Source organism: Nocardia sp. NPDC058658, assembly GCF_042716665.1.
GTDB lineage: Bacteria > Actinomycetota > Actinomycetes > Mycobacteriales > Mycobacteriaceae > Nocardia.
In genome coordinates, this window is the sequence record NZ_JBHXRR010000012.1 from 54,500 (window position 1) to 65,826 (window position 11,327).

The window sequence follows — 11,327 nt, forward strand, 5'->3', positions numbered from 1 at the left end:
GGTCGGCGGTCGCAACCGCGAGCTGATAAGTCGGCCGTCAGTTTACGGCTTCACGTTGGAACACTAACCCGGTGGTCGGTACCGGTGCGCGCCCGGCTGCCGGTGATTCGTGCCGCGGCCAGCTTGCCCGACAGCAGCGTGGTGGGCACACCCACCCCCGGAGTGGTGCCGCAACCTGCGAGAACGACGTTGTCCACACCCCTTGGCAGATTGCGTGGCCGGAACGGTCCGGTCTGCCGGAACAGATGCGCGATCGAGAACGGTGTGCCCGCGATCATGCCCTGGGCGGCCCACGTGGCGGGAGTGTCCAGGTGATCGACGCGGAAGTGCTCGGTGATGCCGGTGTAGCCGCGCTGTTCCAGCACCCCGAGCAGCTCGCGCAGATAGGAGGGACCGAGGCGGTCCCAGTCGAGCGGGGCGGCGACCAGATTGGGGCATGGCGCGAGCAGCGACAGCGGTTCGAAGCTGCCGCTCGCTCGGTCGACGAACTGCCCGGGATCGGTCAGCGCGGGTCGCGTGAGCAGCAGCGACGGGTCACCCATGAGCTGCCCGCGACCCTTACGCGCGGCGATCTCGGTGAACGTCTCGGCCCAGGCGGCCCCGAAGTCGATGGTGTGATGCGCCTGCACGGGCCATTGCGCGGCGATCTCGACCGGGATGGTGCCGTGGGCGACCACGGCCGACGGTGAGGCGCGCAGGCCGCGGCGGTGTCGCAGTCCGAAACGGGGCAGTGAGCCGATGTCGGCGGTGAGGACCACCGCATCGCACGGATAGCGGCGGCCGTCGGACGTGCGAACGGCTTCGGCGTGACCGGCCGCGTAGTCGATGCCATCGACCTCGGCGTTCAGCACGAGCCGCCCACCCGCATCGGTAAAGGCCTGGGCGAGCGCGGCCGTGATCGCGCGCATTCCCCCTTCGGGGAAGTAGACGCCGAGGCAGGTGTCCATGTTCGGGATCGCACCGTAGATCGCCAGCGCGTCATCCGGCGACATCCCCGCGTACAGCGCCTGAAAGGTGAACAACCTGGTCAGCCGCTCGTCGCGCAGATAGGACCGCACCCGAGGCCCCAGCTTGCCGAACCCCCCGAGCTTGGCGAGCGCGACCAACGCGGCCCTGGCACGCGGCGTGCGCACCATATCGAGTGGCGAATCGAAGTCCGCGTTCATGAACTCGTCGAATTCGGCGTCGTAGATGCGACCGAGCCAGTCGCGCAGGCGCCGGTAGTTGCGTGCTTCCGCCGGTCCGCAAGCACTTTCGACCTCGGCCGCCATCTGCTCGGCATCGTCGAAGACGCGGATGTCGGAACCGTCGGCGAACCGCGCGTGATAGGCCGGGGTGAGACGGTGGATGCGCAGGTCGACGCTCTCGCGAGTGCGCCCCACGGCAGCGAGCGCGTCATCGATCACCTCGGGCAACGTGAGTACCGTTGCGCCACTGTCGATCTCGTAGTCTTCGAACCGATACCGTCCGACCCGCCCGCCCGGATGATCGGCTCGTTCCAGCACCGTCACCTCGTGCCCGGCGCCCCGCAGATGCAGCGCGGCCGCCAGACCCGCCAGCCCGGCACCGACTACGACGACCTGATTCGCTTGTCCCACAACACTTTTCCTGTCAGGCCGCGCGACGAGTGGCAGCCAGTGCCATGTCGTGCAACAACTGCTTGGCTTCCGGCGTCGCGGAACTGGTCGCGACGGCGGCGAGCCCGGTGTCGGTCAGCTCGGTGATCCGCCGCTCCACCTCGTCGACCGCGCCGAGCTCGTCGAGCACCGTGCGCAACCGGTCGACGGCGTCATCGTCGAGATCGGTCCCGAGCCCCGTCCGGATCAGCTCGGCCGATGCCGGATCGGCCCGGCGCAACGCCTCCGCGATCAACACCGTCCGCTTGCCTTCGCGCAGGTCATCGCCGGAAGGCTTGCCCGTCACCACCGGATCCCCGAACACCCCGAGCAGGTCGTCACGCAGCTGGAACGCGATCCCCACATCGGTCCCATAGATCCGCAGCGCCTCCACCAGCGCGTCGTCGGCCCCGGCCAGCGCCGCACCCAGGTGCAACGGCCGTTCGATCGTGTACGCGGCGGTTTTGTACCGGTTGATGCGCAGAGCGGCCTCGACCGACTCGTCCCCACCGGCCTCGCCGTTGATGTCGAGCAACTGCCCGCCGAGCACCTCGGTCCGCATCCGCGCCCACACCGGCGCGAACCGGGCCAGCGCGTCCGGGTGCAGTCCGGCCGCGTGGACCAGATCGTCGGCCCAGGCGAGCGCGAGATCGCCGATCAGGATCGCGACGGCCGAGCCATACGAGGCACCGTCGCCGGGCCAGCCCGCCGCCCGGTGCCGATCCTCGAAGTCGATGTGCACCGTCGGGAACCCGCGCCGCGTTCGCGAGGAGTCGATGATGTCGTCGTGCACGAGCGCGCACGCCTGCACCAGTTCCAGCGCCGAACAGGCGGTGAGCACCGCGGCCGCGTCGGGCCCGGCCGGATCGCCACCGGCACCGAGCCAGCCGGTCCACGCGAACCCCGGCCGCGTCCGCTTGCCGCCGCGGACCACGAACTCTTCCATCGCCTCGACGGCGTCGACGAACACCGGCCCCAGCGGTTCGACGATCTCACGTCGGGTAGCGAAGAAGCTGGTCAGCACCTGTTCGACCGCGGCGACGAAGGCCGGCGTGCCCGGTGTCAGCGCGACGAAGTCGACCGAGGATGCGGCGTCGGCGGCGAACCGGGAGAGCGGGGTACCGATTCCGGCGGACAGGGCGGCCTCCAGGTGACGAAGTGGGCAAACGGCAGGACCGGGGTTTCGCACGCGGGGAGTGCGGTCATCCAGCGTTGCGTCGAACGATACGCGGGCGCCACGACGCGATGGCCAGCGCACTTGGCCGCTGCGACGGAGCCCACACCTGGCGTTTCGGCAGGTCCGGCCGTCGTCGGTTGGTGTCGGTCGATATCTGCGCTGATCCGGCCTCGGCGCGTAGGCCGAGCGTTCACAGGACTTGACGTGCGACGTGCCTCGTCCACGGGTCGCGCGCACCCGGCGGCACCGGTCGGCGCAGCAACGCAGGGGTGTCCCACTAGACTGACACGGTGACTTTCGACAATGGACGGGGACGTTCGACCCCAGATCGACCCGCCCAACAGCCGTCGATCGTCTCGAACACTCCCTCGGTGGTGCAGAGCCTGCGCACCCACTCGGGCAACGGCGTGCCGTTCTCCGTGGAATTCAACCCTCCACGTGACGAGGCGGGCGAGGCCCGGCTGTGGCGCGCGGTCCGCGAGTTCGAACGCATGCACCCCGCCTTCGTCTCCATGACCTACGGCGCCGGCGGCTCCACCCGCGACCGCACCGTCCGCATCACCGGCGAACTCGCGCAGGAAACCACCCTGCTCCCGGTCGCCCACCTCACCGCCGTCGGCCACAGCATCGCCGAACTGCGCTCCCTGGTCGGCTCCTACGCCGACTCCGGCATCTGCAACATCCTGGTCCTGCGCGGCGACCCGCCCGGCGACCCCCTCGGCGAATGGGCCAAGCACCCCGGCGGTGTCGAATACGCCGAGGAACTTGTCCGCATCGTGCGCGACCTCGGCGACTTCCATGTCGGCGTCGCCTCGTTCCCCCAGGGCCACCACCGCTCACCCGACCTCGACCACGACACCCACCACCTGGCCGCGAAACTCCGTGCGGGAGCCGAGTATTCGATCACCCAGATGTTCTTCGACGTCGAGCACTACCTGCGCCTGCGCGACCGCGTGATCGCCATGGACCCCATCGAGGGCGCCAAGCCGATCATCCCCGAACTGATGCCCATCACCTCCCTGCGCACCGTCGCCCGCGCCGAAGAACTCAGCGGCCGCCCCATCCCCCGCGACGTCGTCGCCCGCCTCACCCGAGCAGCAGGCACCGGCCCGGAAGAAGACCGCGCCGCCGTCCGCGCCGAAGGCATCCAGATCGCCACCGAAATGGCCCAACGCCTCACCGAAGAAGGCGCCCCCTGCCTCCACTTCATCACCTTGAACTTCGCCAAAGCCACCAGCGAAGTCCTCACCAACCTCGGCTACGGAGTAACCGCCGCACCACTCAGCGCGTAGAGCCGAGGTCTCTAGTGCTACTTTTCGCGCGAAAAGTAGCACTACGGGCTGGCGGTGCTACTTAAGTAGCACTACCCTTCATCAGTGATACTTTTCGGCTGAAAAGTATCACTGAGATGTCGATCCGAGGGGTTGATCCGGTGCTTCTGGAAGACTTCACCGCCGCGCAGCAGGCGAACGTCGTGCGTGCGGACAATGGATACCGCGCGTTCGTGCCGCCACCGCTGCCGCCGCCGATCGTTCAGATGTCCCCGAAACTCGTTCGAAAACTGTCCAGCGCGGATCGGGCGGTCGGTGAGCTGGCCGGTCTCGGTCGCGGGCTGCCCAGCCCTGAGCTGTTCGGCCGGGCGCTCGTGCGTCGCGAGGCTGTGTTGTCGAGCCGAATCGAGGGCACTGTCGCGTCCTTGTCGGACGTAGCGATGTACGAGGTCGAACGTCCTGCCCACCCACGGGGTGACGTCCAGGAAGTGTTCAACTACATGAGCGCGATGGATCATGTTCTCGATCCCGGTCGGCGCTTGCCGTTGAGTTTGTCGCTGTTGCGGGAAGCGCATCGGATTTTGATGACGGGCGTTCGTGGCGACTACGCGACCCCCGGCGAATTCCGGCGAAGCCAGAACTGGATCGGCCCACCCGGCTCCACCATCGACACCGCGAAATACGTTCCACCGCCACCGGAATCGTTGTGGCAGGGTCTGGATGCCTTCGAGAAGTTCCTGCATGCGGACGGGGATCTGCCGCCGCTGTTGGCGATCGCCGCGGTGCACTATCAGTTCGAGGCGATCCATCCCTTTATCGACGGCAACGGCCGCATCGGCCGGTTGCTCGCGGTGATGCTCCTGGTCGAGTGGGGGCTGTTACCCGGTCCCTTGCTCGACCTGTCCTCCTATATCGAGCCACGGCGAGACCGGTACTACGAAGGCCTGCTGCGTGTTTCGACCGACGGCGACTGGCTCGGCTGGTTCGACTTCTTTCTCGAGGTCATCGAGGAGCAGGCCCGCGACAGCCTCGCCCGCGCCGTACGGTTGGACGCGCTGCGAACCGATCTCAGGCTGCGCGTCGCCAGGGCTCGCTCGTCCGGTCTGCTGCCGATCCTGATCGACGAGCTGTTCCGCTCGCCGATCATCGGCATCGCCAACGCGATGAAGGCCCTCGACGTCACCCACCGCTCCGCCACCTTGAATGTCGAAAAACTAGTGGAGGCAGGGATTCTCGTAGAAGTAACCCGAGCCCGAACCCGCTTCTTCGCCGCTCCGGATGTGCTCGCGGTGATGAACGGCACCTGATTCAGCGTTGATTGCCGGTCGGCGCGCGTATGGGGCGGGAGTTGCGCGCGCTGTTCGACGCTCAGTCGAGCGGGGCGTAGAGCTCGTCGAGGCTGATCAGACGAACATCAGGCGTGTTGTCGATCTCTCGGCGGAGGGCGTCGCTGAAGCCTGCTCCGCTGAACAGGGCCAGCTTGCAGGCCGAGGTGTCCCAGCCACGTTCGTTCAGCAGGGTTCGGGCTCGGGTCAGTCGTTCCAGGTGCTTCACGCCGATGGTCGTTCCCCATTTCGCTTCGCCCAGTAGGGAAATCGACGGGACGCGGCCGCCGTCGCCGGGTTCGGTGACGGCGGCGTCGACCTGGATTTGGGATCGCTCGAGTTGATCGGTGACTACGCCGCAGCCGACCGTGCCGAAATCGGTGTCCACTTCCAGTTGATCCACTCCGCCGGTCAGCAGGAACGTCCGGCACATCTGTTCGAAGTGGGGGCCTGCTACCTGGGCGTTGAACCGTTCCGCCGATCTGCGCCAGACCTGTTGTGCCTGACCGGTTTCCAGGCGTGCCCACGCTGGTCGCATCACGGCTTCGTAGAACGAGATCAGTGGTTCGGTGATGCGGTAGATCGAGCGGCCCGAGCGAAAAACGTCCAGTTCGCGGCTGATCAGATGGCAGTCTTCGAGCACTGTCAGTGGGTGGGAGATGTCGACCGATTTGCGGCCGATGTATCCGGCGATCCCACCGCGTGTGTTGTGTCCCTGGGCGACGGCCGCCAGTACCGAGTGATAGAGCGCGGTGTCGCGGATCTCGGCTTCCTCGGCGAGGAGGTAGCGGGCCTCCCGGAACAGTGGACTCAACGGCGACAACACAGTGCGGCACAGCCAGTCGTCGAGGTCGGCGGCGGAAGTGGGGACGTTGTCGGCGAGAAACTGCCTGCGATACGCGGGAGTTCCGCCGACGATGGCGTGTAGACGCGCCGCCAGCGCGGGGTCGTGCCCGGCATCCCAGAACTCGGCGGCGGCGCGATATCCGAAGGGTTGCACCAGAAGTTCGAGCTGGGCTCGACCGCGCAGTGGTGCGTTGGCGGCCAACAAGCCCCCCATCACCGACATGGCGGACCCGCACAGCAAGAGGCGAATACCGCTCGACTCGGTCTGGTATCGGTCGATCTCCCGCTGCACGAGCGAAGGCAACTCGGGCACCGACTTCACCAGGTACGGAAACTCGTCGAGCACGACGAGTAGGGGTTTGCCCGACTGCTCCCGCCCGCCGAGCGCGAACAGGTAGGTGATCGCGTGATCCCAATTGTCGAACGCGATGGACGCGCCCGCACCGGTGAACTCGCCCAGCGCCGCCCCGAACTGTCGCAAAGACTCGGTGCTGGTTGCGGTCGTCGCCCCGAAGTAGAAGCCGTTCCGCTGCTCGGCCAGCGCGCGCAGGAGATACGTCTTGCCCATCCGTCGCCGACCACTGACGATCCCGAGTGATGCAGCAGAGGTTGTCCGCGCTGCGAACGTGACCAGGGCGTTCCACTCGACGTCGCGGTCGAACAGGTAGGCCGGTTTCGCCACGGTTCTCCCTGAAATAGTTAGGAGTGTAGTTCTTAGGAGTGTACTCCTAACTATTGTGCGGCCATCGTGCTGTGACGAGGTCGTTCCTGGATCCGGGTCATCACTGGTTGTTGCGGGCTGCGCGTAGTAGCCGCAACTGGCCGATCTCGGTGACGTTCTTCATCAGTTCGCTGTTGACCCAGGCGAGGGTGTGGGCGACGGACTTGTCCGGGTCGTCCTGCCACGGAAAGGCGGCTGGGGCGACGAGATCGGCCTCGGTGATCTGGTCCAGAATCGTCAGCCATTCCTCGCGCAGGCCGCGCAGCCAGTCCACAGTCGCGGGTCCAGGTCCCGGCCAGCCGATCTCGGTGCGGTCGCGTGGTGTGCGTGCTCGCAGGTGATCGATGGTGACGCTCCACCACCACCCGATATGCCAGGTGACCCAACCGATGGTCGGAACCGGAATCGGATCAGGCTCGGTGTCCGCCCAGTCCGGCTCCCATGCGCCGCGCTCATCCAGGTGCAGTGTCCAGCACAAATCCGCAGGCTCCCACAGGAAGTCGTCGACCTCCAGCCGATCGATATGGAACTCGAACAAGGCCCAGGTCAGCTCGAACTGCCAGCGCGGCACGCCGGTACACGATGCATCCACGCGCCACATCTTGCTCGAATCCCCAGACCGCAACCATTGGTTTTGCCGACCAGAAGTCATTGAGTTGCCGTACGTTCTGAACAGGGGTCGGCTCAACTCGCAGACCATTATGGGGAGAGGCCAGTCATGACACCGAGCGGCCCCTTTCCTCGACTGCTGCCGGACTCGACATCGGATCCGGCGGCCATCGCGCGAAACGATTGGAACGCCTTCGCCGAGATCGAGGTCCTTCGCGACCACTGGGCGGTGAAGCAGTGGGCGCCGGGGCGCACGGGCTATTACTGGTATCTGACGTTCGATGATGCTGAGCTGGTCGAACTCGCGGCCGAATGTCAGGATGCGCTCGGTGCTGACGGAGTCGATCTGGTTCCGTTGGACGCCTTGCACATCACCCTGATGGGGATCGGCTCCACCGACGATGTCGTATCGGGTGAGATCGATGGGCTGATTTCGGCTGCACGCGAAAGACTTTCGGATGTGAAGCCGTTCGTTCTCGCAGTCGGTCCGCTGAGCGGATCGCGCAGTGCGATCAGATTCTCCGTCGCACCGTGGGACCCACTCTTCGATCTGCACCAGCTTCTGTCGATGTGTACCTCCGAGTTGTTGTCGAACTTGTCGGAGTCTGCCCAGGCGAAATCCGCGCGATTTCGTCCGCACCTCGGTATCGCCTACAACAACACCGACCGCGCCGCAGCGGAGGTCATCGACACGGTCTCGAGGCTGCGGGCTCGAAGCGTCAACGTCCGTGTGCGCCGAGTCGAGTTGGTTGTTCTCCGGCGGGAAGGCCACGCCTACCGCTGGGACACCCGCGTGATCCTCCCACTCGGAGGCGAATGAGTCGCCACAAAAGTTAGGAGTGTAGTTCTTAGGAGTGCGCTCCTAGCTTTTGTGTGGGTGGTTCAGGGGGTGACGGCGAGGTTGGTCCAGGTTCGTTCCCAGCTGCGGGTCATCGCGGGGTAGACGATGCCGTAGCGGAAGGGCTTGATCAGGGCCATGTAGAGGCGGCCCAGGCGGCCGTTGGGTTTCACCAGGACTGCCATTTGGAGGTGGTAGCCGGTGGGGTCGGGGACCCAGCCGAGGTGCATGATGCCGTGCATCGTGCCGTTGGCGATTTCGGCGGCGTATTCGTTGTCGAGGACGTAGAGGCTGGTGAGGGGGCTTTCGTCCATGGGGGTGGCGGTGTTGCGGAGGTCGGTGGGGAGGCGGTCGACGAGGGAAGGGACTCGGGTGCCGGTGCCTGCGGCTTCGCGGTCCCAGCCGAACCGTTCGCCCAGCTTCCAGCGGGCTTTGAACAGTAGGCCGCTGAGGCCGGTGGATTCGGAGGCACGTTCGGCTCGGAGGGCGGCGAGTAGGGCGGGGAAGTCGTGGGGGCCTGCGCCGGGGGTGCGGAATTTCCAGATGTCTTCGACGTCGAAGTCGGGGGCGATCTCGTGGATGCGCCAGGGTTGGTCGGTGTGGGCCGATTCGGGTAGTCGCATGACTGGAACCTCCATCTGTACGGCAGCGTATAGATCGAGAATACTGCTGATATACGGCTACGTATAGATGGATGAGGTGTGACGAATGCGGCGTGGCGGCCACGGGAGATTTCGTGGCCGCCACGTCGTGTGGGAACTATTGTGTCGCTGCTTGTTTCGCGGGTTTGACGAAGGCGGTTGTCGCCAAGGCGAGGACGAGAAGCCCGGCGCACAAGTAGCTCGCTACTTCGATGCCTGCCGCCATGGCTGCACGAGCCGCTTGCGCGACGGGGAGCGTTGCAGGGTTCTCGGCGAAGGCTGGGATCACCGAGCCCGCGCTGTCGGTGACGGTGGACGACAGCTGGTCGACCTCGGATTCGGGCAGGCCCGAGTCGGTCAGCCGGTCACTCAGGTCGGCGCCGAGGGTGCTGAAATACAGCGTGGTGAGGATGGCGATGCCCAGTGCCGAGCCGAGTTCGCGTGCGGCGCTTTGGATTCCCGAGCCCTGTCCCGCGCTCTCGGCGGGAACATCGGCGAGCACCACATTGGTGACCTGAGCGGTCGCGAAGCCGACGCCGATGCCGTAGACGAACAGGGCGAGCGCGATCGACCACCAACTGCTGTCCGCCGCGGCGAACAAGCCGAGCATCGCCAAGCCGAACGCCTCGAGGAGCAGCCCGATCCGCACCTGCCCCAGCGCCGAAACAGACGCTGTCAGTGAGAAACTCGCCCCACTGGCGACGAAACTGCCGATCGCCAGCGGCACCAGCGCGAGTCCGGCCTGGAATGCGGTGTAGTCGAGCGCGAACTGCATCCACAGTGGCAACACCGCGATGATCCCGAACTCGCCGAGTCCGACGATCAACGTCACCACATTGCCCTTGCGGAACGAGTCGATCGAGAACAACCGCACATCGACCAGGGGTTCGCCACCGGCGCGGCCGAGCATCGCCTGCCTGCGCCAGAACAATCCGAGCACGGCCGCGGCACCGAGGAGCGCGACGAGCACCGGCGAAGGTCCACTGCGCCAGACGAATTCACCGACCTGCAGCGGTTCGGTCACTATCAGCCAGCCGTAGTGCCGCCCCTCGATCATGGCGAAGGAGAGCAGGCCGAGGCCGAGCGCGGACTGGGCGGCACCGAGCCAATCGACACGACCCGTGGTGGTCGGTGTGGAAGGCAGGTAGACCAGCACGGCCACCATGATCAGCGCGACCGCGGGGATGTTGATGCCGAACGCCCAGCGCCACGAGAAGTCGGCGAGCCACCCGCCCAACAGTGGGCCCACTGCCGCGGCCGCGCCGATCGTGGAGCCCCAGATCGCGAAGGCCTGCCCGCGCGCCTTGCCGGTGAATGCCGCGTTCACCAGGGCGAGGGAGGTCGGCAGAATCATCGCGCCGCCGACGCCTTGCAGGAAGCGGGCCGCGATCAGCAGGCCGCCGTTCGGGGCGAGCGCGGCGAGCAGGCTGGTGGCGCCGAACACGACCAACCCGATCAGGAACAGCTTGCGCGCGCCGTAGAGGTCACTGAGTCGTCCGGTGGCCAGCAGTAATGCCGCGAAAACGATCGCATACGACTCCTGGATCCACTGCGCCTGAATCGAGGTGATCCCCAGGTCGTCGACGATCGGCGCCAGGATCACGTTCACGATCGTCAGGTCGACCACGATCAACGCGACGCCGAGCGAGACGGCGATCAACCCCAACCACAAGCGCAGCGATGGAGTCTCGGTTTCTGTCCGCACTGTACCTCCGTCGTAAAGTAACTTTACGATGAAGGTAAATGGCGGGCGGTAAGTTGTCAATCGAGCGGTCGACGAGAGGACGAGATGGTGGAGCAGACATCCGATGTCGCGGTGCGGCGGCAGCGGCTCGCCGCGGGCCTCATCGACTACGGCGCGAGCTTCACCGAATTGGGTCGCCGGTTCGCCGAAACCTTGGGCGTGCACTCCACCGACGCCTTCGCGCTGATGGAGATCGCGGCCGCCGAACAGTCCGCCGAGCCGCTCTCGCCTGCGCTGCTGAGCAAGCGGATCACGCTGACGTCGGGGGCGATGACGACCCTGCTGAACCGGCTGGAGCAGGCCGGATACATCACCCGCAGCCGCGAGCACACCGATCGCCGGGTGGTGACATTGCGGTGCAGTGAGAACGCGCGCCGGCTGGCCGACGAGTTCTTCCAGCCGATCAATGCCGAGCAGGACGCGATCCTGGCCGACTACGAGCCCGCCCAGCTCGCGGAGTTCGAGCGGTTGCTCGGGCGGTTGCGCACGGCGATGGACGGACAGACCGAGGGCGCCCCGTAATCGAGACGCCCTCGGGT

Annotated in this window: 10 protein-coding genes; 4 read left to right on the forward strand and 6 right to left on the reverse strand. The window is 66.3% G+C overall.

Features of this window, described 5'->3' with window-relative positions:
• Positions 1-50: 50 nt before the first annotated feature.
• Together crtI and ACFWUP_RS18655 are read right to left on the reverse strand one after the other, a co-directional pair.
• Entirely contained in the window at positions 51-1,598 is a 1,548-nt protein-coding gene (crtI, locus tag ACFWUP_RS18650) for a phytoene desaturase family protein (protein WP_379235816.1), read from the reverse strand.
• A gap of 13 nt (positions 1,599-1,611) precedes the next feature.
• Positions 1,612-2,766: a polyprenyl synthetase family protein gene (locus ACFWUP_RS18655; RefSeq protein ID WP_379236030.1), complete on the reverse strand. Its 1,155-nt coding sequence runs from the start codon at positions 2,764-2,766 to the stop codon at positions 1,612-1,614.
• Positions 2,767-3,083: 317 nt separating this feature from the next.
• Between ACFWUP_RS18655 and ACFWUP_RS18660 the strand changes: the two genes are divergently transcribed.
• Both ACFWUP_RS18660 and ACFWUP_RS18665 read left to right on the forward strand, forming a co-directional pair.
• On the forward strand, positions 3,084-4,085 hold the full coding sequence (locus ACFWUP_RS18660) for a methylenetetrahydrofolate reductase (RefSeq protein ID WP_379235818.1): 1,002 nt from the start codon (positions 3,084-3,086) through the stop codon (positions 4,083-4,085).
• Positions 4,086-4,225: 140 nt separating this feature from the next.
• Entirely contained in the window at positions 4,226-5,371 is a 1,146-nt protein-coding gene (locus ACFWUP_RS18665; protein WP_379235820.1) for a Fic family protein, read from the forward strand.
• A 61-nt stretch (positions 5,372-5,432) separates the two neighbouring features.
• On the opposite strand, the gene ACFWUP_RS18670 is transcribed toward ACFWUP_RS18665, so the two are convergent.
• Complete coding sequence (locus tag ACFWUP_RS18670) at positions 5,433-6,917, reverse strand: ATP-binding protein (RefSeq protein WP_379235822.1); 1,485 nt, start codon at positions 6,915-6,917, stop codon at positions 5,433-5,435.
• Positions 6,918-7,017: 100 nt separating this feature from the next.
• Entirely contained in the window at positions 7,018-7,557 is a 540-nt protein-coding gene (locus ACFWUP_RS18675) for a DinB family protein (protein WP_379235824.1), read from the reverse strand.
• A 117-nt stretch (positions 7,558-7,674) separates the two neighbouring features.
• Here ACFWUP_RS18675 and ACFWUP_RS18680 point away from each other — a divergent pair, with 117 nt between their 5' ends.
• Positions 7,675-8,385, forward strand: a complete 711-nt coding sequence (locus tag ACFWUP_RS18680) for a 2'-5' RNA ligase family protein (RefSeq protein WP_379235826.1) — start codon at positions 7,675-7,677, stop codon at positions 8,383-8,385.
• A gap of 62 nt (positions 8,386-8,447) precedes the next feature.
• On the opposite strand, the gene ACFWUP_RS18685 is transcribed toward ACFWUP_RS18680, so the two are convergent.
• Complete coding sequence (locus ACFWUP_RS18685; RefSeq protein ID WP_379235828.1) at positions 8,448-9,026, reverse strand: DUF2867 domain-containing protein; 579 nt, start codon at positions 9,024-9,026, stop codon at positions 8,448-8,450.
• Between the two features lie 136 nt (positions 9,027-9,162).
• Positions 9,163-10,749: a DHA2 family efflux MFS transporter permease subunit gene (locus ACFWUP_RS18690; RefSeq protein ID WP_379235830.1), complete on the reverse strand. Its 1,587-nt coding sequence runs from the start codon at positions 10,747-10,749 to the stop codon at positions 9,163-9,165.
• Between the two features lie 84 nt (positions 10,750-10,833).
• On the opposite strand from ACFWUP_RS18690, the gene ACFWUP_RS18695 reads away from it, so the two are divergent.
• Entirely contained in the window at positions 10,834-11,310 is a 477-nt protein-coding gene (locus ACFWUP_RS18695) for a MarR family winged helix-turn-helix transcriptional regulator (protein ID WP_379235832.1), read from the forward strand.
• Positions 11,311-11,327: the final 17 nt, after the last annotated feature.

Bases quoted from the DNA above. Each gene is read 5' to 3' on its own strand.
- ACFWUP_RS18675 (WP_379235824.1), bottom strand. From the start codon at position 7,557: ATGTGGCGCGTGGATGCATCGTGTACCGGCGTGCCGCGCTGGCAGTTC.
- ACFWUP_RS18680 (WP_379235826.1), top strand. From the start codon at position 7,675: ATGACACCGAGCGGCCCCTTTCCTCGACTGCTGCCGGACTCGACATCG.
- ACFWUP_RS18695 (WP_379235832.1), top strand. From the start codon at position 10,834: ATGGTGGAGCAGACATCCGATGTCGCGGTGCGGCGGCAGCGGCTCGCC.
- ACFWUP_RS18685 (WP_379235828.1), bottom strand. From the start codon at position 9,026: ATGCGACTACCCGAATCGGCCCACACCGACCAACCCTGGCGCATCCAC.